The sequence below is a fragment of the Rhizobium fabae genome (genome assembly GCF_003985135.1).
Classification (GTDB): domain Bacteria; phylum Pseudomonadota; class Alphaproteobacteria; order Rhizobiales; family Rhizobiaceae; genus Rhizobium; species Rhizobium pisi.
Genome location: NZ_ML133666.1, coordinates 1 through 23,936 on the forward strand (window position 1 = coordinate 1; position 23,936 = coordinate 23,936).

Consider the following 23,936-nt stretch of genomic DNA (forward strand, 5'->3'; position numbering starts at 1 on the left):
ACTTGAGACAATCGCCACAATGAGCGATGATCCCCTCATCAGCCTGCCAGCAGCAAGCTGACACTCATCCGGCCCTCTGGGATGAGCCGTGGTCGTCTAAGCTACACCACGTCCTGGGACATGATCGGGAGGTCCTTCAAAAGCCATTTCAATGATCTCGTCGCGAAGGATGATCGGATTTAGCCGGGCGGCAATGCGGGCTAGGTTTTCCTTATATTCAGTAACGGCAAAGCCTTTCTGCGTCAGAAACCGAGCATCTAGAAGATACGAAACGAGATCGACAACGGTCCCATAAATCGATCGCTTCGAGCAATATAGCACCTCTCCAAGATTGGAGTTATCAACCGAGAGGCTAAGGCGGCTGACATTCGTTGTGACATAGTCAAGCGTCTGTATGGCACCTGCGAACGCTCTGTCCTGTTGTGCCGACTGGTCTGTTTCAATGACCGGCCAGACTTCCTTGGATTTCAAGCTAGTGGCAAACCACAACATGTTGAGGAAGCATGGGCCCAGAGTGTCCTTGGGAGTTGGGAACATCCTTTTGAGTTCCGGCGTCCAATAATATCCGCTACGTACGACGCTCAGTTCAAGATCGACGCATGCCTTGGCGATCTTCTCCAGAAATCGAAGTTTCACGTCATCGGGTCTGTCTGGGAACAGAGACGAACCGTGAATTTGCGGCATAGGTGGAATCGTGTTGGCTGGAAGATCGAGCGCTTCTCCCACGGCTCTATAGAAGCGATCACGAAACTCAGATCGTATTCCGGCCGGAACTAGCAGGCCGGTCAGGGCCACGTACTCCGGCCGGTTCTTGGCCGTCTGATGTTTGAACGTCCGATGATCTGAATAAAACTCATCCATATAGAGAAAGCTGGTTTCCATCTTCCGTCACGTGTTTTGAGGCGATCGTCGGGATGAACGCGATAGTTTCAATGTTACGTGAGAGTCGAGGATTACCGATAGCCTTTGCACATCGACTTTTCAGCGCCCTCCAACGCAAGTAAAGAGAAGCAATCGAAACAGATCCTGTTGCCATTTGATTTTGCGCGCTACAGGGCCGCGAGTGGATGTGAGGCCTTCGCCATCAAGACTGCATTAACCGCCTTTGCGGGTTCCGCAGGCCAATCCGGCGCTTCCCATTCGAAATTCAGCCTCTCTTAAAAGCTTGCGGGCATAGCGGAACATAGGAAAGAGGCCGGGCCGCGAGGGATCGTCATGCAGAATGCAAGCGCAAACGCACTGGTGGCGCGCGAGGCCGCACGCAGTGCGCCGATGGCGGATATCCAGAAGATCGCCCAGCATATGGCGCGCCTGAACGTCGCCGCCCTGCCGCGCAACTACGAACTCTTCCACGAGGCGATCATCGGGCTCAATCCGGGCCTTGCGCAGGATATCGCTGCGCTCGGGTCCCAGCCGCAACAGGCGATGCTCGACGAACTCGGTGTCAAATACCGTCTCGTCGGCCATTGCGGCCTGGTGGGCGAAACGTCACGGAACGAGGCGAGCCGGATGCTGCGCGACGTTGCCGAGCGGCTTGCCGAAGGCCTCAGGCACAAGAACGCCTTTGCCCGCGCCTGCGGCACGATCCTGAAATCCGTCTCCAGTCACGAGGACCAGAGCCTTGCCGCCTTCCTCAGCGAGGTCGACTACCTCTCTGCTTCGCTGACGGCGGTTCTGTCGGCGGAAATGGAAATCGGCGCCAAGCTTCAGGAAGACATAAAGGCGCTTGAGGTGCTGGAACGCGGGATTTCGGCGATGCAATCGGCCACTGCGGCCGACAAGATCACCGGCCTTGCCAACCGCATCGCGCTGAACCGGGTGATATCAGAGCTCTACGAGCGCGAGGAGGGTGCAGCCGGCAGCGCGCTGATCCTAGTCGACATCGACAACTTCGCCGAACTTAAGGACAGATACGGCACGCAAGCCGGTAACAAGCTCCTGAAAAAGCTCGCAGGCCTCTTTCGCAAATCGATCAAGAAAAACGACTTCGTCGCCCGCACGGAAGCCGATGAATTTGCCTTCCTGTTTTCCAATGTCGGCATGCAGGATGCAATGGCGATCGCCGAGCGCCTGCGCGCATCCGTCGAGGACAATCTCGTCTTCGCAACGTCCGACAAGGTCAATCCCGACAGCCTCACCATCTCTATCGGCGTGGCCCTGAGCGCCGATGCGGCAACGCCGGGACAGTTGCAGGCCAACGCACGCGTGGCACTTTTCGCCGCGCAGTCGAACCCGCGCCAGCCGGTGCAGGCTTTCGGCCGCTGAGGCGGAGAAGCCTCTTGCCAGCGCACAAGCAAGCTTGGCGCGGGATAAGTGCTCTTGCCTTGACGGGCGCTTTCGGCCAAAACGCCGGCCATGATCACGATTACCGACATTTCAGCTCGCATCGTCGGGCGCCTGCTTCTCGACAATGCCAGCGTTTCGTTGCCTTCGGGCACCAAGGCTGGACTCGTCGGGCGCAACGGCGCGGGCAAGTCCACGCTGTTTCGCGTCATCACCGGCGATCTCGGCGCTGAGAGCGGATCGGTATCGATCCCGAAGGGCGCGCGCATCGGCCAGGTGGCGCAGGAGGCGCCCGGAACCGAGGATACCCTGATCGAAATCGTGCTTGCTGCCGACAAGGAGCGCGCGGCGCTGCTCACCGAAGCGGAAACGGCCAGTGATCCGCACCGCATCGCCGAAATCCAGATGCGTCTCGTCGACATCGACGCGCATTCGGCTGAAGCACGCGCTGCAAGCATTCTCGCCGGCCTCGGCTTCGACCAAGCGGCACAAGCCCGCCCCGCCTCCTCCTTTTCAGGCGGATGGCGCATGCGCGTCGCTCTTGCCGCCGTGTTGTTTGCCGAGCCGGACCTGCTTCTGCTCGACGAGCCGACCAACTATCTCGATCTCGAAGGCACGATGTGGCTGGAGGATTATATCCGCCGCTATCCCCACACCGTCATCATCATCAGCCACGACCGCGACCTCCTGAACAACGCAGTCAATGCGATCGTTCATCTCGACCAGAAGAAGCTCACCTTCTATCGCGGCAATTACGACCAGTTTGAGCGGCAGAAGGCGGAAGCCGACGAGCTGCAGACCAAGGCCAAGGCGAAGAACGAGGCGGCGCGCAAGCATCTGCAAGGCTTCATCGACCGCTTCAAAGCCAAGGCTTCCAAGGCCCGGCAGGCGCAATCCCGCGTCAAGGCGCTCGAGCGCATGGGAACTGTCGCTGCGGTGATCGAGGATCACGTGCAGCCGATCACCTTTCCCGAGCCGGAGAAGCAGCCGGCATCGCCGATCGTCGCGATCCAGGGCGGCGCCGTCGGCTATGAGCCCGGCAAGCCGATCCTGAAGAACCTCAGCCTGCGCATCGACAACGACGATCGCATCGCCCTGCTCGGCTCGAACGGCAACGGCAAGTCGACATTCGCGAAATTCATCTCCGGCCGACTTGGACCGGAGAGCGGCGAGGTCAGGCTCGCGCCGGGCCTCAAGATCGGCTTCTTCGCGCAGCACCAGCTCGACGACCTCGTCCCGGAGCAGTCGCCGGTGGAGCATGTCCGCCGCCTGATGCCCGGCGCGCCTGAGGCAAAGGTACGCGCCCGCGTCGCCCAGATGGGGCTGGCGACAGAGAAGATGGCGACGGCCGCAAAGGATCTTTCCGGCGGCGAGAAAGCCCGGCTGCTAATGGGGCTTGCGGCCTTCCATGCGCCCAACCTGCTCATCCTCGACGAGCCGACCAACCATCTCGACATCGACAGTCGCCGCGCGCTGATCGAGGCGCTGAACGATTATGAAGGCGCCGTCATCCTGATCTCGCATGACCGCCACCTGATCGAGGCGACGGTCGACCGGCTCTGGCTGGTCAACGGCGGCACCGTCACCACTTTCGAAGGCGACATGGACGAGTATCGCGACCTGATCGTCACTTCGGGCAAAAAAAAAGAAGAAAAGCCGCAGCTAGCTGAAGACGCGACCTCGAAGGCCGACCAGCGCAAGCTCAATGCGGAAAAGCGCGCTTCGCTAACGCCGCTCAGGAAAAAGATCAACGAAATCGAATCCTTGACGGCCAAGCTGGAGAAACAGATTCAGGCGCTTGATGCAGAACTTGCAAACCCTGTTCTCTATGAAAAGACGCCCGCCAAGGCAGCGGAGAAGGCAAAGCAGCGCGGCGAGGCCGCAGCAAAACTCGCCGCCGCCGAGGAGGATTGGCTGATGCTGTCGGCCGAATACGAAGAGGCGATGGCAGGATAGCCACAGGCTTCAAGGAAACGCGGCGAAGTGCCGCGTTTCGGCATAATTCTTGCGGCTCTCAACCGATCGTTAACCATAATTCGAAAGGTTGTCTCAACATTCGTTACCGATTTGTTGAGCCCTTTCAATGTACCGTTTCTTCGTTCTGTCCTGCATCGTCTTCGCCGCAGCACTGTCCGGCTGCAGCACCACAAAACAATCCTCTCCCGATACATCGATCAAGACCTCTTCGGTGATTGCCCCTGAGGGACGGAAACTTGCCTACTCGGCCGATGGCGATGCCGCAGCACCTCTCCTTGCCGGCCCGCATCACCTGGCGGGGCGGACGCTGGAGATCTCTTCGCTCGCCGATCTAAAGCTGCATGACAAGGAAGTGATCCTGAGCTTCGACGACGGTCCGATCCCCGGCCGGACGGACAAGGTGCTGGCGATCCTCGACCAGTTCGGCGTCAAGGGCGCCTTCATGATGGTCGGCCAGATGGCCGAGATGCATCCGGCGCTCGCCCGCAAGGTGGCGATGGACGGCAACACGATCGGCAGCCACACCTACCGGCACGCCAACCTGAATGCACTGAGTTTCGACGCGGCGATGGCCGAGGTGACGAAGGGCGAAATGGCGGTGACCAAGGCGACCGGAACAGATGTCGCCTTCTTCCGGTTCCCCTATCTCGCCGAGAGCCACAGGCTGCGCGCGGCAATCGCCATGCGCGACCTGGTGGTCATGGATGTCGACATCGACAGCAAGGACTATTTCACCACGACGCCAGCCTCCGTGATGCAGCGGACCATGAACCTGCTACATAAGCGCGGCAGCGGCATCATCCTGATGCACGACATCCACAAACGCACCGCGACGATGCTGCCGACCCTGCTTTCGAAACTCGAAGACGAAGGCTACAAGGTCGTGACGCTGAAATTCAGGAAGGCACAGGCGCCGAGCAATCTCGTCGCCTCGGCCGATATCGTGATGACCCGCTGAGGCGGGTTGCCAAGTCGGGATTGGCTGCCTAGACCTGTGCGACGTTCAACAGAACCAAGCAGGTCGGACATGAATCTTCACCTCGAAACGGATGACGATCCGCGGACACGCCGGTTCATCGACGAACACAACGCACTCTCGGACGCGGCGCTCAGAACACCCGAATTCGCCGAGGATCGGGACGCGATCAAGGCGCTGATCGAGCGGCAGGACAGGCTTATCGTCCCGGCGCGGCGCGGCGACTGGTTGTTCGACTTCCGTCAGAGCAAGGACAATCCGCTCGGCGTCTGGCTTCGCTTGCCCGCCGATCAGAATCCTCTGCCTGATGCCGATTGGGAGCCGGTCTTCGATCTCGATGCCTTCTGCGCCAGCGAGGGCAAGCGCTGGAGCTGGCGCGGTGCGGTGACCTGCGCCTGGGAACCGACGCGGGTGCTGCTCAGCCTTTCGGATGGCGGCTCCGACCTCATCCGCCAGGTCGAATTCGATGCCGAGAGCAAGCAGATTGTCGAAGGGGGCTTCGACCTGCCCGCCGTACGATCGCACGCCAATTGGCTGAGCCGCGATGAGATCTGCTATTTCGGCTCCATCGATCGTTTCTCGGCGACCCGCTCGGGATGGCCGCGGGTCGGGCGGCGACTGAAGCGTGGGCAGCGACCCGAAGATGCCACGATCATGTTCGAGGCTGCCGACGACGACGTCTATGGCTTTAATATCGTTATCGACCCTGCCCTGTCGGGCGCTTCGGCGGCTGCCGGAGTGATCAGCATTTTCGGCGCCGCCCATGAGATCGGCGTCGCGAGCGCTTTCCTCGTTGCGAACGACGGCACGCAGCGGCGCATCGATCTGCCCAAAGAGGCGGACTTTCAATTCAATCGCGATCATTGCCTCTGGCGGGCAAAGACCGACGAGCGCGTTGCGACCGGAAGCCTCGTACTGCAACGCTTCGACCCAACCTTTCAGACGATGCTGGGGCCGCAGCGGATCCTGTTTCAGCCTGCCGAGGGCCAGTCCATCTCGCAGATGATGCTGATGCGCGAGTGGTGCGTCTTCATCATCTCCGATCGGCTGCGCCCGCGTCTCATGGTGCTGGATCTGACGAAGCCCGATGCCGAACAGCGCGAGATCGCGCTTCCCGCAGACATGCAGACGGCTTATTTCAGGTCCCTTCACGCGGAACTGCATCTCGGCGACGATACGCTCTACATCGTCGGTCAGGGCTTTCTGCAGCCTCCGACCTGCTACCGCCTGGAGTTGTCGGATCGCCGCAGAGAGGCCGAGCCGATTTTCGTCGCGGCTGCGCCGAGCTATTTCGATGCGACCGATATGTCGTCCGAACTGCTGGAGGCTGTTTCCGAGGACGGAACGAAAGTTCCCTACCGGCTGGTCCTGCCCAAGCAATGGACCAAGGGGGCGCTGCCTGTGCTGCTTTATGGCTATGGCGGCTTCGACGTGCCGCTGTCGCCGAACTATTCCGGCGTCACCGGACGCTGGCTGGAACAGGGCGGCGCCTATGTGCAGGCCTATATTCGCGGCGGCGGCGAATTCGGGCCTGACTGGTATCGCAGCGCCAAACGGCAAGGACGAGACAAGGCCTTTGCCGATTTCGTCGCCATCGCCCGCGACCTCGTCGCTCGCGGCTACACCGTGCCGTCACGAATCGCCTGCCAGGGCGGCAGCAATGGCGGTCTGCTGACAGGCGTGATGCTGACGCGCTACCCAGACGATTTCGGCGCCGTCTGGTGCCAGGTGCCGGTTCTAGACATGATACGCTTCCAACTGTTCAGCGCAGGGCAAGCCTGGATGGACGAATATGGCGACCCTGATGTGCCGGAAGACCGGGACTTCATGCTTAGCTATTCGCCGCTTCACAATGTTGGGCCGGCAAGCGAGGTTACTTATCCGCCGATCTATATCGAAAGCTCCGCCAATGACGACCGCGTGCACCCCTCGCATGCGCGCCGCTTTGCCGCGCGGCTGGAAGAGGCAGGTCACCGGCCGCTCTTTCATGAATTCGGCTCGGGCGGACACGGCGGCGACGGCAATTCCGAAGAGCGTGCCGCCCGCGCGGCGATGGGTTATAGCTTCCTTCGCCAAACTATCATGAGGTAGACGGGCCATCATGCGTTAGGATGCTATAGAATGGCCGAGGAGAGCTTGTCGGCGCTCCTCTTTCTGCTACAAGAAGCTCAATAAATCATACTTTTCACAGGCTCGAGCGAAACACCATGTCTCCTATCAACCTCGCCATCGTCGGCGTCGGCAAGATCGTCCGCGATCAGCACCTTCCCTCCATCGCCAAGAACCCGGATTTCGCGCTCGTCGCGACGGCAAGCCGCCACGGTACGGTCGAAGGCGTCAAGAGCTATACGACGATCGACGCCATGCTGGATGCCGAACCCTCGATCGATGCCGTTTCGCTCTGCATGCCGCCGCAGTACCGCTACGAGGCAGCCTATAAGGCGCTCGTCGCCGGCAAGCACGTTTTCCTGGAAAAGCCGCCCGGCGCGACGCTCAGCGAAGTCGCCGATCTCGAGGCACTTGCCGCAAAACAGGGCGCATCGCTCTTTGCCAGCTGGCATTCGCGCTATGCGCCGGCCGTCGAGGCCGCCAAGGCCTTTCTCGCCGCGACGACGATCGACAGCGTGCACGTGATCTGGAAGGAGGATGTCCGCCACTGGCATCCGAACCAGGAATGGATCTGGCAGGCCGGCGGCCTCGGCGTTTTCGATCCCGGTATCAATGCGCTGTCAATCGTCACCCACATCCTGCCGCGGCCGATCTTCATCACCGAGGCCGTGCTGGAATTCCCCGAGAATCGGGACGCGCCGATCGCTGCCGACATCCGCTTCCGGAATGCCGACGGCCTTCCGGTTCATGCCGAATTCGACTGGCGCCAGACTGGCAAGCAGAGCTGGGATATCGTCGCGGAAACGGCAGCCGGCCAAATGGTCCTCTCCGAAGGCGGCGCCAAGCTTTCCGTCAACGGCGCACTGACATTCGCCGAGCCGGAGCAGGAATATCCCTCGCTCTACCAGCGTTTCGCCGAGATCATCAAGGCCGGCAAATCGGATGTCGATCTCGCGCCGCTGCGCCACGTCGCTGACGCCTTCATGCTCGGCAAGCGGAAATTCGTGGACGCCTTCCACGATTGATTGGTCTGCGCCGACAGATGTCATTGCTCCGGCTAGATGCTAAAATAGTGGTCCTAACACACGAGGGCCGCTTCCATGCAGCAGGAGCAGGATGAATCGTTTGGATTGGGCGTCCGGCATCTGACGGTCAGGCTTTCCGACCCCAATGCGAAATGGCGCGAGGCCTATCTGCTGGAAGAGACCAGGATCCGCAACGCGCTTGGTCCTCTGGCGCTCGACATCCAACATTTCGGCAGCACCGCCATTCCAGGCATCAAGGCAAAGCCGATCATCGACATCCTGATCGGCGCCCCGCGGCTCGAGGATGGGCTTGCCTGCATCGGGCCGATGGAAAAGATCGGCTACGACTATGCCGGCGCGGATATCGTGCCCGACGACCACCTCTTCGGCCGGGGCATCACGGGCGAGACGCGCACACATCTCGCCCACGTGGTCGAATATCAGGGTTTCAACTGGAGGCGGAACATTTTCTTCCGCGACAGGCTGCAAAACGATCCGGCCCTGGCCTTCGCCTATGAAGAGCTGAAGATCGACCTTGCGCAGAAATTTGCCGAGAGCCGCGCGGCCTATACCGGCGCAAAGAAGGATTTCATCGACAAGGTTCTGGCCGAGGCCGGATTGGCCTGACAATCGATGTCAGGCCTTCTTCTCCCATCGCCCTTCCGGCGTCTGCTGCCAGTAGGTGAGATTATGCCCCTCGCCTTTCAGTCTTTTCCAGTGTGCACGGGCGGCTTCCAATTGCTCCTGGTCGTGACCGTCGAACATGAAGACGACGCGCTCATAGGCGTCGACCGGCGGCGGCTCGGCGCCATCGACGATGAAACGCACGGTCGCTGCATTGGCATTGTCCGATGTCACCGTCAAAAGCACCGGTTGGCTTTCGGCGAAATCACCCTCGTCGGTGCCGTGCGGCAGGAAACTCTCTTCGCGAAAAGTCCAAAGATGCTGATCGAGCGCATCGCGCCGCGCCGCCTCACGCGTCTGGACGGCAACGCGCCAGCCGCGCTCGACGCTTTTGTCGATGAGCGGCGGAAGCGCGTCCTCCAGCCTGGTTTCGGTCAGATGGTAGAAGAGGACGTCCGTCATCAGGATTCATAATGGGCGCGAACGAGTTCATCGAGCAGGCGCACGCCAAACCCGGAACCCCAGGACTGGTTGATCTCGTCCTGCGGCGAGCCCATCGCCGTGCCGGCAATATCGAGATGCGCCCAGGGCGTGTCCTGCACGAAGCGCTTGAGGAAGTGCGCCGCCGTGATCGAGCCGGCCTGTCGGCCGCCGCTGTTCTTCATGTCGGCGAACTTGCTGTCGATCAGCTTGTCGTAGTCCTTGCCGAGCGGCATGCGCCAGAGCTTCTCATTGGTCGAGAGGCCGGCCGCCGTCAGCTGGGCGGAAAGCTGGTCGTCGTTGGAAAACAGGCCTGCATGCACATTACCGAGCGCCACGACGATCGCGCCTGTCAGCGTGGCGAGATTGATCATGAACTGCGGCTTGAAGCGATCGTTGCAATACCAGAGCGCATCACAGAGCACGAGGCGGCCTTCGGCATCGGTGTTGATCACCTCGATCGTCTGGCCGGACATGGAGGTGACGATATCGCCCGGACGCTGGGCGTTGCCGTCAGGCATGTTCTCGACCAGGCCGATGATGCCGACGGCGTTGACGGCGGCCTTGCGGGAGGCAAGCACATGCATGAGACCGGTGACGGCTGCAGCACCGCCCATATCGCCCTTCATGTCTTCCATGCCGGCGGCCGGCTTGATCGAAATACCGCCGGTGTCGAAGACGACGCCCTTGCCGATGAAGGCAATAGGGCGATCCTTGCCCTTGCCGCCCTTCCACTGCAGGACCGCGAGCCGCGGCGGGCGTACGGAGCCCTGGGCGACGCCGAGAAGGGCGCCCATGCCGAGGCGGCGCATCTCCCGCTCCGTCAGGATTTCCACTTCGACGCCGAGCTTTTCCAGATCCTTCGCCTTGGCGGCGAACTCGACGGGACCGAGCACGTTCGGCGGTTCATTGATGAGATCACGCGCAAGATTGACGCCGCCGGCGACGGCTTCGGAATCGGAAAACGCCTTCTTGGCGCTACCCGGATCGGCGGTGACGATCGTCACCTTGACGGATTTCGCCGGCTTCTCCTCTTCGTCGCCCTTCTTCGTCTTATAGGTATCAAAGCTATAGGCGCGCAGCAGCATGCCAAGCGCGAAATCGGCGGCGGCCCGCGCGCTCGTCTCAAGGCCAGGCACGTCGATGAAGACGGCGGCCCTGTCGGTATTCTTGATTTTCGATGCCGCGGCGCCGCCGGCCTTCAGCCAGTCATGCGCAGTGAGTTCGGCGGCCTTGCCAAGCCCGATGACGACGATACGCTCGACCGATGAGCCTTCCGGGGCGACGATATCGAGTGCGCTCATGGACTTCGCGGAGAATCGGCCGATCTTCGCAGCCTTGGCGACAACGCCTGCCGGATCGACCGATTCGACGCCCGCGGCGCTCTCGGCATCCGTCGTCTTCAACAGGATCGCCAGGCCGCCATGGAGCTTCGCCGACTTTGAGAATGAAATTTCGAACTTTGATGACATGTCTTCTCCGCAGGGATTCTTTGAAATCCGTCCCTTGCGGATAATTTCGCGTTTGGCGGGTCTGTCAATGGCTTGCGACAATTGTTATGGTCGCCCGCGGCCATCGGGACCCCTCATGTTTTCGTCAGTTTCGTAGATATTCGCGTTGACAGTTTTTTCGAAAAATCGATGGCGGGACCTGGCAATAGGCCTGCCGAAAACCACTTTCGGCGCTTTCGTGCTGTTGTTCTGGACGTGGTGGGCCTTGCTTGTCGTGTTCCGCGCCTTCCCCGGAATAGACATCTATTTTTCCCGGATTTTTTTCGTGACCGCGGATTGCGACGCCACTGCCGCCGCCGGCAGCATCTGCGGCGGATTTCCCTATCGCGACTCGGCGATCCTCGACCTGGTGCGCACCGCCTTCTTTCGCCTTCCTTATATTGTGGCGATCGTGATGGCGTGGAAGCTCATCGAATGCTACCAGCAACACGGCGCGACCTTCAACGCCGAGCGCGCCCGCAAGCTCAAGGTTGCCTTGGGAACGCTGCTGATCGGGCCGGTGCTGCTCGTCAATGTCATCCTGAAGGAACATTGGGGACGGCCGCGGCCGGTGCAGACCGACATTTTCGGCGGCACGTTGCATTTCGCCGAGGCAGGCTCACTTGCCGGCAAATGCGTTTCGAACTGCTCTTTCGTCTCCGGCGAAGCGGCGAGCGCCGGCTGGCTCTTCTGCCTTCTGCTCTTCGTTCCGAAATCCCTGCGCTATGCGCTGTTCCCGCCCATAGCCGTGATCTCGATCCTCACGCCGGCAATGCGGTTATCCTTCGGCGCGCACTATCTTTCCGACGTCGTGCTCGGATGGCTTTCCTCGCTTGTCATCTTCGCCGCGCTGCTGGCGCTGACTGAGTCGCAACAGAGCCAAAAAAATTCTGAAATTTGAATGAATTTTTGACACCAGCTTGTCGCAAAAGCGCGACAAAGAGCGTAGAGGGATTTTCCTGCAAGCCGTTTGGGCCTGCAGGTGCTTTCAAGGGCCGGCATGAAACTACTCGAGACATACATATTGCGGCGCGTCAGCCAGATGTTTCTCGTGGCGCTCCTGCCCGTGCTGGCGATCATTTGGACGACTCAGGTTCTGCAACGCATCAACCTCGTCACCGATAGCGGCCAGTCGATCGGTTCGTTCGCAAAGCTTGCGACGATGATCCTGCCGTCAATTATTCCCGTCGTGCTGCCTTTCGCCCTTGTCATCGCCATCACGCAGACGCTGACGACGATGAACAATGATTCCGAGCTCACCGTCATCGATGCGGCCGGGGCGCGGCGAAGCGTGCTGGTCCGCCCGATCCTGCTGCTTGCCGCCGCCGTCAGTGTCTTTTCCTTCTTCGTCGACAATGTGGTTGAGCCGCGGGCAAAGACCGTGGTGCGCCAGATGATCGCGGAGACCTATGCCGACCTTCTCTCCTCGGTGATCGAGGAAAAGACCTTTCGCAAGCTCGACGAAGGCCTCTATGTGCAGATCTCGCAGCGCATGGCGGGCCGCATGCTGAAAGGCCTGTTCGTCGCCGATGAGCGCGATCCGAACTACGAGCTGATCTATTATGCGAAGGAAGGCGCCGTCGACGACACGGGCACGACCTTGATCATGCACGAGGGCGAAGTGCACCGCAAAACGCCCGACGGCAACGTCTCGGTCATCAATTTCGATTCCTATTCCTTCGACCTCTCTGACATGACCGAGAATCGCGGTCAGGCGACGCTGAAAGCCAGCGACCGCGACCTCTGGTTCCTGTTCAATCCCGATCCGAACGACAAGGACTATACGATCCGGCCGCAGACCTACCGCGCCGAACTGCATCGCCGGCTGACGGACTGGGTCCTGCCCGTGGTATTCGCGCTGTTTTCGCTGGCGATCGCCGGCGACGCGCGCTCGCACCGCGAGGCGCGGCTGCACCCTATGGTCAGCGCGCTCGCCTATGCCTTCGCCCTGCGTTGGGCGGCCTTCTACGCGGCCAATCAGATCGATACCGATCCTGAATATATAGCTGTCCTTTACGCAATTCCGATTGTCAGCAGCGTCGTCTCGATCGTCTTCCTCGGTTTGCACAAACGACTGGTCATGCCTTCGTTCCTCAGGGATCGGATGTCATCTGTCTGGAGGCGGACTCAGGAAAGAGTGCTTTCCGCCACAAGCGGGACCGACGGGGGCACTGCCCAATGATGTTCGGGACATTGTCGCGCTATTTCTTTCGCCGCTACCTGGTGACGACAGGCTGGTTCCTGGTCGGCGTATCGGCGATTGCCTTCCTCCTCGATTTCAGCGAGACGGCGGGCCGCATGTCCGGCCTGCCCGGCTACACGATCGGCGGCGGCGTTCTGATGACCGCCGTGCGACTGCCACTCATTCTGCAGCAGACGATACCCTTCGTCGCGCTCTTCGTCGGCATAACGGTGCTGATCGGGCTCAATCGCAAATACGAACTTGTCGTCACGCGCGCGGCCGGTGTTTCGGTCTGGCAGTTCATGTTCCCCTTCATCATCGGATCGCTGGCGCTCGGCGTGCTGACCATGACGGCGCTCAATCCGCTTGCCGCCTGGGGACAGCGCCAGGCGCTGCTCGTCGAATCCGACTGGCGCGGCGAAAACGCGGTCCTGCGCAAGGCACCTCAGATTCCGTGGCTGCGCCAGATCAGCGGCCGGGACGATGTCATTATCGGCGCTCAGATGGTCCAGGAAAACGGAACCAAGCTGGTCGACGCAGTGCTGATCCATTTCGATTCAGGCGGCCAAGTCATTCTGAGACAGGACGCTTCCACTGCAAAATTGGAAGATGGTTACTGGCAACTTAACAACGTCGTTGAGCGCAAGCCTGGCGAAATCCCCGTGCGTAAAGCTTCGGCTCAACTTCGCACCAATCTGAAACAGGATTTCGTCCAGGAGCGGCTGACAGCGCCGGAAACAATTGGTTTCTTTGACCTTTCCAACCGCATTGCGGCGGCCAAATCCTTCGGCATCTCAACCAAGGCACTGGAGACGCAATTCAACTCCCTGTTGTCCCAGCCCTTGCTGCTGGTAGCCATGACTCTCATTGCTGCAACAGTGTCCCTAAAATTTAGCCGGTTCAACCAATCTCGCTCGGTGATTCTGGGTGGAATCCTCGCGGGCTTCATGCTTTATGTCATCACCGTGCTTGTAAAAGCATTCGGAAGCAGTGGAGTCGTGCCTCCCTTCGTGGCGACGTGGATACCGGTGGTCGTCGCGTTAGCGTTGGGCGCGACTATTCTGCTTCATCAGGAGGATGGCTAGTGGCGGCAGGCGACCGCAAGTATTTTAGTAAACAGTTGGTTGCCCTGCTTGTCGGTGCGGCTTTATGTTCCTATTTCGGCAGCGTCCCGGCTTCTTACGGCCAGGCCACTGCCCCTGAACAAGATATCCAGAAGAAGATTCCCGAAGGCGCCAAGCTTATGCTTTCCGCCAATGAACTCCTCTATAATCGTGACTCCCAGCTGGTGTCGGCGGTCGGCGGCGTGCAGATCAACTATGGCGGCTACAAGATGGTCGCGCAGAAGGTCGAGTACAACCAGAAGACGGGCCGGATGATGGCCATCGGCAATATCGAACTGGTCAGCCCCGACGGCAACCGGATCTATGCCGACAACTTAGACGTGACCGACAATTTCGCCGACGGGTTTTTGAACGCGTTGCGCATCGAAACCTCAGATAATACGCGTATCGCAGCTGAAAGCGGCGAGCGCGTCGGCGGCACGATGATGATCCTCAACAAGGGCGTCTACACAGCCTGCCTTCCCTGCGCCGAAGATCCGAAGCGCGCGCCCTTCTGGCAGGTCAAGGCCAAGCGGGTAATTCAGAACGGCGTGACACACACGATTCGCCTGGAACGGGCTCGCTTCGAGCTGCTCGGCCATCCGATCGCTTTCCTGCCATTTATCGAGGTTCCCGATAACACGGTGAAGCGCAAGTCGGGCTTTCTCTTCCCGACGATGGCCTTGTCGCAGAATCTCGGCTTCGGTCTTTCCATTCCTTATTATTACGTGATCTCGCCGAGCATGGATGCGACGGTCACCGCCACCGGCTACACCGCACAGGGCTTTCTCGTCGAAGGTGAATTTCGGCAGCGCTTCGAAAACGGCACGCATATCCTGCGCGTCGCCGGCATAGACCAGGCAAAGCCCGACAATTTCACCTCCGGCACCAGCGATGCCGAAGCCGGTCAGCGCGGCATGGTGGCGTCGAAGGCCGAATTCCGCATCAATCCGCGATGGACGTTCGGCTGGGACGTCATGATGCAGAGCGACAACAATTTCTCGAAAACCTACAAACTCCGCGGACTGAGCGCCACGGACCGCACGAACCAAGTCTATTTGACGGGTCTCGGGAAGCGCAATTATTTCGACATGCGGGCGTTCTATTTCGACATCCAGGATGCCGACCGGAAGAACACGGCCGAAAAGCAGCAGGCGATCGTCTATCCCTCGCTCGACTACCACTATGTGGCGCCGCAGCCGCTTGCAGGCGGTGAGCTTTCGGCGGACGTCAACCTGACGAACCTTTCGCGCACCCACGAAGACTTCTATACCGTCGACGGCTTCGAGCGCTTTCGCGGCCTGAGGGGGCAGACCTCGCGCCTGACCGCCGAACTGCAGTGGAAGCGCACCTATGTTACGCCGACCGGCCTGGTGATCACGCCGCTTCTGGCCGGGCGTGGCGATGCCTTCGCGCTTAATATGGACGACCCCACCGGTTACACCGGCGGCTACGACGACGGCAATTCTGCGACCCGCTCGATGTTCACGGCCGGGCTGGAGATGCGTTATCCGATCCTGATGACGACCGATAACAGTACCCATATCCTCGAGCCGATCGCGCAGATCTATGCACGTCCGGACGAACAGCTTGCCGGTCGGTTGCCGAACGAGGATGCGCAGAGCTTCGTCTTCGACGCCACCTCGCTGTTCGACCGCGACAAATTCTCCGGCTATGACCGTATCGAAGGCGGCACCCGCGCCAATATCGGCATCCAGTATACCGGCACTTTCGACAGCGGCTACAAGCTGCACGGCATCTTCGGCCAGTCCTATCAGATCGCCGGCCAGAACTCCTTTGCGACCGACGATCTCGTCAACGTCGGCGCGGATTCAGGCCTCGAAACCGCCCGCTCCGACTATGTGGGCCTCGGCGGCATCGAGACACCGTACGGCGTTTCCATGACGGGCTCCTACCGCCTCGACGAAAAGGATTTCGACTTCCGTCGCGGTGACTTGACGACGGCCTACCAGAACGACACCTTCGCCACGCAGCTGACCTACACGCATATCAGCGCCCAGCCAGCATATGGCTTCGACACAGACAATGACGAGATCCAGAGCAACAGCAGCGTCAAGTTCAAGGATTACTGGTCGATCTTTGGCGGCATCGCCTGGGATTTGAACAATGATGTCATCAGCCGCCGGACGATCGGCCTCTCCTATGACGACGAATGCACGATCTTTACGATCGCCTATACCGATACCAGGGACCCCAGCAACGAGTCGGCAAGCGACTGGACAATCGGCGCGCGGCTGACTTTCCGCACGCTCGGCGATATCAAGATCGGCACCAACACCCTCGAATAACGGACGGCGAAAGATGGTCTCAGGTCATTCTTTCGCCGTAAGCCTGTGCAGGACATTGCTGCCAATCGATATCTGAGGCATAGGGGTTTCGCGTCATGTTGGAAGCGAATTCCGCGTGTCTCGCACTGTGGTAAGAACGCCGCGAACCCGTCTCGCGGCGCCATCGGGAGGTCAACAGATGATTGACGCGAAGAAAGCCGTAAGAACCTTCATTGCCGGAGCAGTGCTGAGCCTGCTGGCAGGCTTTGCCGGTCCGGGAGTTGCCGCAAGCGAAGTCAAGGCCGTAGTCAACGGCACCGCTATCACCAGCGGCGATGTCGCCAAGCGCCAGGCCTTTCTGCGCCTGCAGCATACGAAGGCCGATGCGAAGACTGCGGAGGAGCAGTTGATCGACGAGACGCTCAAGCGGCAGGAAATCGCTCGTGTCCGTATGTCGGTTTCACAGCAGGACGTCGACGCGTCTTTCGCACGCTTTTCGACCGGCAACAAACTTTCCGTCGAGCAGATGTCGCAGATCCTCGATCGCGCCGGCGTCGGCGTCGACCATTTCAAGGCTTTCATCGCCGTACAGATGAGCTGGCCGCGTATCGTCAATGCGCGCTACGGATCGACTTCGCGGCTGTCGAACTATGATCTCGTCTCGCGCATGATGCAGAACAACAAGCAGAAGCCGGTGACGACGGAATATATGCTGCAGCAGATCATTTTCGTCGTTCCTGAAGCCAAGCGCAGCGCCATTACCGGAAAACGCAAGAGCGAGGCCGAAGCGTCGCGTTCGAAATTCCCGGGCTGCGACCAGGCAAAGGTCTTTGCCGCGACGATGCGCGACGTTTCCGTGCGCGATCTCGGCCGCATGCTCGCTCCTGAAATTCCGCAGGACTGGAAGCCGCTGGTCGAGCAGGCCAAGGGCAACACGACAGGTACCCGCGTCACCGACAAGGGGGTCGAGTATCTGGCAATCTGCAGTCAGCGCCAGGTTTCCGACGATCAGGCCGCAGAGATGGTCTTCCGCCAGGAGGATCTCGACAAGTCCAAGGGCGACAAGGAAGCGAAGCCGGAAAACGAGAACAGCAAGAAATACCTGGATGAACTGCGCAAGAAGGCGCAGATCGCCTACCGCTGACCGACGATGGCGACACCCTTTTCGCGACCGCTTGCCCTGAGCCAGGGCGATCCCGCCGGCATCGGGCCGGATATCACTCTGATGGCCTGGCTCCGGCGGCGTGAACTCGGGCTGCCGCCTTTCTTCCTGATCGGCGATCCCGATGTGCTGGCACTGAGAGCCCGCCAGCTCAATCTCGCGGTTTCGATCCGTGAAACCCATAAGGCCAGCGAGGCGGCCGGCATGTTTGCCGACGCCCTGCCCGTCATGCCAATACCGGCTGGCATCGAGGTCGTGGCGGGCGAGCCGCACGAGGCGACGGCGAAAGGCACGGTCGCGGCGATCGAGAAAGCCGTATCACTCGTGATCGGTGGCGAGGTGCTCGCAATAGTTACCAATCCGATCTCCAAGGCCGTGCTCTACGACGCCGGGTTCCGCTTTCCCGGCCATACCGAATTTCTCGCCGATCTCGCCGCCAGGGCGACAGGCAAGCCGGTCACGCCTGTAATGATGTTGTCGGGCCCGAAGCTGAGAGCCATCCCTGTCACCATTCACATTCCTGTCCGGGAAGTGCCGCAGGCGCTGACGGGCGAATTGATCATGGAAACCTGCCGGATCGCCCATCAGGACCTGAGGCAGCGCTTCGGCATAGAGGCGCCGCGGCTTGCGGTTGCCGGCCTTAACCCGCATGCCGGCGAAGGCGGGGCGATGGGCAAGGAGGATGAAGCGATCATCCGCCCGGCGATCGAGCGCCTGCGCGACGAGGGCATCGATGCGATTGGCCCCCTGCCCGCCGACACAATGTTTCATGACGAGGCGCGGACGCGATACGACGTCGCCGTCTGCATGTATCACGATCAGGCGCTGATCCCGGCCAAGACCCTCGGTTTCGACGATAGCGTCAACGTCACGCTCGGGCTTCCCTTCGTCCGCACCTCGCCGGATCACGGCACCGCGTTCGGCATTGCCGGCAAGGGGCTGGCGCGCGAGCAGAGCCTCGTTGCGGCGCTGAAGCTTGCAGCCCAGCTCGGCCGCAGCATGGAAAGCCGTCGCTGATGGCAGCACTCGATGGCCTGCCGCCGCTTCGCGACGTCATCCAGCGTCACGGCCTCGACGCACGCAAGGCGCTCGGGCAGAACTTCCTGCTCGACCTCAACCTCACGCAGAAGATCGCCCGCACGGCGGGAGCACTGGAAGATGCGACCGTCTTCGAGGTCGGCCCCGGCCCCGGCGGGCTGACGCGCGCAATCCTGGCGCTCGGCGCCAGGAAGGTTATCGCCATCGAGCGGGACACGCGCTGCCTGCCGGCGCTTGCCGAAATTTCCGATCATTATCCCGGCCGGCTGGAGGTGATCGAAGGCGACGCGCTGAAGACTGATTTCGAGACATTGGCGCCGGAAGGCCCGGTCAAGATCATCGCCAACCTGCCTTACAATGTCGGCACGCAGCTTTTGGTCAATTGGCTGCTGCCGAAAACCTGGCCACCGTTCTGGCAGTCGCTGACGCTGATGTTTCAGAAGGAAGTCGGCGAGCGTATTGTCGCCTGCGAAGACGATGATCACTACGGCCGTCTGGGTGTGCTCTGCGGCTGGCGGACGGAGGCCCGCATGGCTTTCGACGTGCCGCCGCAAGCCTTCACACCGCCGCCGAAAGTGACTTCGACGGTCGTGCATCTGGTCCCCCGCGAAAACCCCATTCCCTGCGCTGTCGCCAATCTGGAAAAGGTAACGCAGGCCGCCTTCGGCCAGCGCCGCAAGATGCTGCGCCAAAGCCTAAAATCGCTCGGTGGTGAAAGCCTGCTCGTCAAGGCCGGGATCGATCCGGCGCGGCGGGCGGAAACCTTATCCGTCGAGGAATTCTGCCTGTTGGCAAACAGCCTTTAAGGCAATTCCGGGAAAGTGCGCAGCGGTTTTGCGTCTGACCGCGAGAAACCAGGAAGTGTGCTAAAGCGACGGCGTCTCTTCCAGCAGTTCGCGGACGAAATCGAACATGCCATGGCGCCGGTCGCGACGCAGGCGTTCGGCCTTGACGATCGACTGAACCGCGTCGAAGGCCGTGTTGAGGTCATCGTTGACGATAACATAGTCGTATTCGCGCCAATGGGCGATCTCGGCGCGGCTATTGGCGAGGCGCGTCTGGATGACCTCTTCGGAATCCTCGGCGCGGCGATGAAGCCGCGACTGGAGCTCGGTCATGGTCGGCGGCAGCACAAAGATCGAGACCACATCGGCCGACATTTTCTCCTGCAATTGCTGGGCGCCCTGCCAATCGATATCGAAGAGCATGTCGCGGCCCTCGGCCATGGCCTGCTCGACCGGCTCGCGCGGCGTGCCGTAAAAATTGCCATGCACCTCGGCCCATTCGAGCAGCGCGTCGCTATCGCGCAGCCGCTCGAACTCGCGCACACTCTTGAAGTGGTAGTGCACACCCTCGACCTCGCTCGGGCGGCGCTGGCGCGTGGTGACGCTGACGGAAAGGCCGATATGCTTGTCGGTCTCCAGAAGCGTGCGCGCGATGGTGGACTTGCCGGCGCCCGACGGCGACGAAATGACAAGCATCAGACCGCGGCGGGCGATCTGCACGGGCGAAGTTTTCGCCGGTTTCATGTCCTACTCCAAATTCTGGACCTGCTCGCGGAACTGGTCGATCACGACTTTCAACTCGATGCCAGCGGCGGTGACGGCCGAGGTATTCGACTTCGAGCAGATGGTATTTGATTCGCGGTTAAATTCCTGTGCAAGGAAGTCCAGCCGGCGGCCGGCAGGGCCACCTTTCACCAGGAGATCGCGTGCTGCGGCGATATGTGCCTTCAGGCGATCGATTTCCTCGCGCAGATCCGCCTTGGTCGCCAGCAGCGCGGCTTCGGCGTGCAGCCTGTCGCGGTCCAGTGCGGCCATGCCGTCCATCAGCAAGGCGACCTGCGCGACAAGCCGCGCTGCGATCTCCTGCGGTGAACGCGAGGGATCGATCTCGATCGTCCGCGTCAACCCTTCGATCGTCGCGACATGATCAAGAAGAATGCGGGCAAGTGCTGCCCCTTCCTGTTCGCGCATCGCTCTTAGATCAGAAAGGGCGGCCAGCAGACCGGCGGCGATATCGGCGTCACGCGTGGCGAGCGCCTCTTCGCTATCCTCGCCTTCGCGAAATTCCACGATGCCGCGTACCAGAAGTAGCGTATCGAGCTTCAGCGGCGCCGGATCGATCACCCCGTCCAACTGCTCACGCATGGCAAGCACAGCTGCGAGCGCTTCCCTGTTCAGCACCGCCTCGAAGCGGTTCTCATCGGCAGTGACGGACAGCGATGCCTGCACGTTGCCGCGGCTGAAGCTCTCGCCGGCAAGGCGGCGGACTTCTGCCTCCATGCGTTCGAGGCCCGGCGGCAGGCGCAGGCGCAGATCAAAGCCCTTGCCGTTGACCGAACGCAACTCCCATGCCCAGCGCCAGCGGCCGCTCGTTCCCTCGCGCCGTGCAAAACCGGTCATGGACTGCAAAGCCATACGAGCCTCCCGAATATCAGTTGATCTTCTTTTTCTTCGGCGGCACGGCAGTCGTGCCATTATCTACTGGCTGCTCTTCCGGTTGGCCGTCGACGACGATGTTCGGGTCCGAGCCCTTGTCGGCCTCGAGCTTACGCCAGCGCTTGACGTTGGCATTGTGCTCTTCGAGCGTGGCAGCGAAAACATGACCGCCGGTGCCGTCTGCAACGAAATAGAGATCTTGCGTCTTCCAGGGATTGGCGACGGCTTCCAGCGCATCCTTGCCGGGATTGGCGATCGGCGTCGGCGGCAGGCCCTTGATGACATAAGTGTTATAAGGCGTGTCCCGCTTCAGGTCCGACTGAAAGATCGGCCGGTCGGCCGGTTTACCCTCGCCACCGAAGAGGCCGTAGATGATCGTCGGGTCCGACTGCAGGCGCATGCCCTTGCCGAGCCGGTTGAGGAAAACGGAGGCGACATGGGCGCGCTCGTCCGGAACGCCGGTTTCCTTTTCGACGATCGAGGCAAGCGTTACGAATTCCTCTTTCGATCGCAGCGGCAGCGAGGAATCGCGCTTGTCCCAGATCTGCTCGACGAGCTTTTGCTGCGCTGCCGCCATCTGGTCGATGATTTCCGAGCGCTTGGTGCCGCGCGAGAATTTGTAGGTATCCGGACGCAGGCTGCCCTCGGCCGGGAGTGCTGCCGGCAGATCGCCTTCCAGCACCGGATCCTGCAGCATGCGGTCGAACATCTGGCGAACCGTCAGGCCTTCGGGGAAGGAAACGGAATAGAGGATGGACTTGCCCGATTTCAGGAGCTCCATGATATCGCTCATGGAGGCCTTCGCCTTGATCTCGTATTCGCCGGCTTTCAGGCTCTCACCGGCCGAAAGATGCGTTGCAGTGAGATAGCGGAAGATGCGGGCATCGCTGATGATTGCGTTGCGCTCGAGGTTCGAGGCAATTTCGGCAAGGCCCGCACCATTGCGGACAATGAAATTGGTGTTGGTCTGCAGCGGACCGGGGCTCCGGTAGGTCGACGTGGCGTAATAGAAGCCCATGAGGGCGACGACGCAGACCAGAACTGCCAGCGTCATGATGAAATTCAGAAAGAGAACAACCTGTCCGCGGGCTTTCTTGGAGCGCTTCGGCGGCTCCGGAACGCGCTCCGGACGCAGGGCTTCGCTCGGAGACTTCGGGATAATCGGTCCCTTCTGCGCCTGCCGGCCGTTCTCGCCCTGCGGGGTATCGTTGCTCTGGTTCGTCGTATCGCTCACCGGCAATCCTCTAAAACTTGACCCTCACTTCGCTATTTCGCGAAGCAATGCGGCAAAAGCAGGTTCTGCCGCCGTTCGCCGACGCCGTTGCCGGTCGTTATGCTTTCGCACAGCTGCCACATAACGCAGAAGACCGGCCGGTCTGCGGCGCGAGGAACACCCGCCACACCGCGTACTGGACGCTTATTGCGCGTAGCGACGCAGCACAAGCGATGCGTTCGTGCCGCCGAATCCGAACGAGTTGGACAACGCCACGTTGATTTCTCGCTCGCGAGCCTTATGCGGAACAAGATCGATCGCCGTTTCACGTTCGGGATTGTCGAGATTGAGCGTCGGCGGTGCGATATTGTCGCGGATGGCGAGCGTGGCGAAGATCGCCTCGATGGCGCCGGCGGCACCGAGAAGGTGCCCCGTCGCCGACTTGGTCGAAGACATGGAGATCTTCGACGCCGTGTTGCCGACCAGCCGCTCGACGGCGCCGAGTTCAATCGTATCGGCCATGGTCGAAGTGCCATGGGCGTTGATGTAGTCGATATCGGCCGACGTCAGCCCGGCGCGCTTCAGCGCCATCGCCATGCAGCGGCCGGCGCCCTCGCCATCTTCGGACGGAGCGGTGATGTGGTAGGCGTCGCCCGACAGGCCGTAGCCGACAATTTCGGCGTAGATCTTGGCGCCGCGCGCCTTGGCGTGCTCCAGTTCCTCAAGCACGACGATGCCCGCACCCTCGCCCATCACGAAACCGTCCCGGTCGCGGTCATAGGGGCGCGACGCTTTCTGGGGGTCGTCGTTGTGCTGGGTCGACAGCGCCTTGCAGGCGGCAAAGCCTGCCAGCGAAATGCGGCTGACGGGAGATTCCGTGCCGCCGGCGACCATGACGTCGGCATCACCAAGCGCAATCAACCGCGCGGCATCACCAATCGCATGCGCGCCCGTCGAGCAGGCGGTGACGACGGAATGATTGGGTCCGCGCAGCTTGTGGCGGATCGAGACCTGGCCGGAGACGAGATTGATCAGGCGACCGGGAATGAAGAAGGGGGAAATGCGGCGCGGGCCCTTGTCGCGCAGGGTATAACCCGCTTCGACAATGCCTTCGATGCCGCCGATACCGGAGCCGATCAACACACCTGTGGCGATCTGGTCCTCATCGGTCTCGGGATGCCAGCCGGCATCGGCAAGCGCCATGTCGGCGGCAGCCATGCCGTAAATGATGAAGGGGTCGACCTTGCGCTGTTCCTTCGGCTCCATCCACTGATCGACATTGAAGGTGCCGTCAGTGCCATCACCGAGCGGGATGCGGCAAGCGATCTTGGCGGGAAGGTCATCGACCTCGAATTCGGTAACGAGGCGGGCGCCGTTCTGACCGGCAAGCAGCCGGGACCACGTCACCTCCGTTCCGCATCCCAAGGGTGATACCATGCCGGTACCGGTGATGACGACACGTCTCATCGCGTGCTTTCCCCCGTCTCTTATGTTCTATGGAGAAATATGCCGATAAGAAAAGGGCGGACTCCAGGCCCGCCCTTT

At 60.9% G+C, this 23,936-nt stretch carries 20 protein-coding genes; 13 read left to right on the top strand and 7 right to left on the bottom strand.

Annotated features, from left to right (window positions below; translation table 11 throughout):
* Positions 1-96: 96 nt before the first annotated feature.
* A complete protein-coding gene (locus tag EFB14_RS30910) occupies positions 97-882 on the bottom strand; it encodes a hypothetical protein (RefSeq protein WP_126830460.1) in 786 nt (261 codons plus the stop codon).
* Between the two features lie 333 nt (positions 883-1,215).
* On the opposite strand from EFB14_RS30910, the gene EFB14_RS30915 reads away from it, so the two are divergent.
* The 6 genes from EFB14_RS30915 to EFB14_RS30940 all read left to right on the top strand — a co-directional run bounded on the left by EFB14_RS30915 (position 1,216) and on the right by EFB14_RS30940 (position 8,997).
* Positions 1,216-2,265, top strand: a complete 1,050-nt coding sequence (locus EFB14_RS30915) for a GGDEF domain-containing protein (protein ID WP_126830462.1) — start codon at positions 1,216-1,218, stop codon at positions 2,263-2,265.
* A gap of 90 nt (positions 2,266-2,355) precedes the next feature.
* Positions 2,356-4,239 carry an ABC-F family ATP-binding cassette domain-containing protein gene (locus EFB14_RS30920; protein ID WP_126830464.1) on the top strand — a complete coding sequence of 628 codons (1,884 nt, stop codon included), beginning with the start codon at positions 2,356-2,358 and terminating at the stop codon, positions 4,237-4,239.
* A gap of 127 nt (positions 4,240-4,366) precedes the next feature.
* A complete protein-coding gene (locus EFB14_RS30925) occupies positions 4,367-5,218 on the top strand; it encodes a polysaccharide deacetylase family protein (protein WP_126830466.1) in 852 nt (283 codons plus the stop codon).
* A gap of 69 nt (positions 5,219-5,287) precedes the next feature.
* Positions 5,288-7,327 carry a prolyl oligopeptidase family serine peptidase gene (locus tag EFB14_RS30930; RefSeq protein WP_126830468.1) on the top strand — a complete coding sequence of 680 codons (2,040 nt, stop codon included), beginning with the start codon at positions 5,288-5,290 and terminating at the stop codon, positions 7,325-7,327.
* Between the two features lie 116 nt (positions 7,328-7,443).
* Positions 7,444-8,370, top strand: a complete 927-nt coding sequence (locus EFB14_RS30935; RefSeq protein WP_126830470.1) for a Gfo/Idh/MocA family protein — start codon at positions 7,444-7,446, stop codon at positions 8,368-8,370.
* Between the two features lie 75 nt (positions 8,371-8,445).
* Positions 8,446-8,997 (top strand): GrpB family protein, encoded by a 552-nt coding sequence (locus EFB14_RS30940; RefSeq protein ID WP_126830472.1) that lies wholly within the window; start codon positions 8,446-8,448, stop codon positions 8,995-8,997.
* A 9-nt stretch (positions 8,998-9,006) separates the two neighbouring features.
* Here EFB14_RS30940 and EFB14_RS30945 read toward each other — a convergent pair whose 3' ends face one another.
* Positions 9,007-9,456: a DNA polymerase III subunit chi gene (locus EFB14_RS30945; RefSeq protein WP_126830474.1), complete on the bottom strand. Its 450-nt coding sequence runs from the start codon at positions 9,454-9,456 to the stop codon at positions 9,007-9,009.
* Positions 9,456-10,946: a leucyl aminopeptidase gene (locus tag EFB14_RS30950; protein WP_126830476.1), complete on the bottom strand. Its 1,491-nt coding sequence runs from the start codon at positions 10,944-10,946 to the stop codon at positions 9,456-9,458. The genes EFB14_RS30945 and EFB14_RS30950 overlap by 1 nt, the downstream gene beginning before the upstream one ends.
* Before the next feature lie 145 nt (positions 10,947-11,091).
* Between EFB14_RS30950 and EFB14_RS30955 the strand changes: the two genes are divergently transcribed.
* From EFB14_RS30955 to rsmA, 7 genes are all read left to right on the top strand, one after another.
* Positions 11,092-11,865, top strand: a complete 774-nt coding sequence (locus EFB14_RS30955; RefSeq protein WP_126830478.1) for a phosphatase PAP2 family protein — start codon at positions 11,092-11,094, stop codon at positions 11,863-11,865.
* 99 nt (positions 11,866-11,964) lie between these two features.
* Positions 11,965-13,146, top strand: a complete 1,182-nt coding sequence (gene lptF / locus EFB14_RS30960; RefSeq protein WP_126830480.1) for an LPS export ABC transporter permease LptF — start codon at positions 11,965-11,967, stop codon at positions 13,144-13,146.
* The gene (gene lptG, locus EFB14_RS30965; RefSeq protein WP_126830482.1) at positions 13,143-14,231 is read left to right on the top strand and encodes an LPS export ABC transporter permease LptG; all 1,089 of its coding nucleotides are present in this window, start codon (positions 13,143-13,145) and stop codon (positions 14,229-14,231) included. The genes lptF and lptG overlap by 4 nt, the downstream gene beginning before the upstream one ends.
* Entirely contained in the window at positions 14,231-16,558 is a 2,328-nt protein-coding gene (locus EFB14_RS30970) for an LPS-assembly protein LptD (protein ID WP_126830484.1), read from the top strand. Before lptG ends, EFB14_RS30970 begins: the two co-directional genes overlap by 1 nt.
* Positions 16,559-16,736: 178 nt before the next feature.
* Complete coding sequence (locus EFB14_RS30975) at positions 16,737-17,681, top strand: SurA N-terminal domain-containing protein (protein ID WP_126830486.1); 945 nt, start codon at positions 16,737-16,739, stop codon at positions 17,679-17,681.
* Between the two features lie 6 nt (positions 17,682-17,687).
* On the top strand, positions 17,688-18,716 hold the full coding sequence (gene pdxA / locus EFB14_RS30980; protein WP_126830488.1) for a 4-hydroxythreonine-4-phosphate dehydrogenase PdxA: 1,029 nt from the start codon (positions 17,688-17,690) through the stop codon (positions 18,714-18,716).
* Positions 18,716-19,543 carry a 16S rRNA (adenine(1518)-N(6)/adenine(1519)-N(6))-dimethyltransferase RsmA gene (gene rsmA, locus EFB14_RS30985; RefSeq protein ID WP_126830490.1) on the top strand — a complete coding sequence of 276 codons (828 nt, stop codon included), beginning with the start codon at positions 18,716-18,718 and terminating at the stop codon, positions 19,541-19,543. Before pdxA ends, rsmA begins: the two co-directional genes overlap by 1 nt.
* A 60-nt stretch (positions 19,544-19,603) precedes the next feature.
* Here the strand turns inward: rsmA and gmk are convergent, their stop codons facing one another.
* From gmk to fabF, 4 genes are all read right to left on the bottom strand, one after another.
* Entirely contained in the window at positions 19,604-20,266 is a 663-nt protein-coding gene (gene gmk / locus EFB14_RS30990) for a guanylate kinase (protein ID WP_125846839.1), read from the bottom strand.
* Between the two features lie 3 nt (positions 20,267-20,269).
* Positions 20,270-21,157, bottom strand: coding sequence for a YicC/YloC family endoribonuclease (locus tag EFB14_RS30995; RefSeq protein ID WP_125846838.1), 888 nt, complete (start codon positions 21,155-21,157; stop codon positions 20,270-20,272).
* Between the two features lie 16 nt (positions 21,158-21,173).
* Positions 21,174-22,412, bottom strand: coding sequence for an endolytic transglycosylase MltG (gene mltG / locus EFB14_RS31000; RefSeq protein ID WP_126830492.1), 1,239 nt, complete (start codon positions 22,410-22,412; stop codon positions 21,174-21,176).
* A gap of 183 nt (positions 22,413-22,595) precedes the next feature.
* Positions 22,596-23,858 (bottom strand): beta-ketoacyl-ACP synthase II, encoded by a 1,263-nt coding sequence (gene fabF / locus EFB14_RS31005; protein WP_126830494.1) that lies wholly within the window; start codon positions 23,856-23,858, stop codon positions 22,596-22,598.
* Positions 23,859-23,936 lie beyond the last annotated feature (78 nt).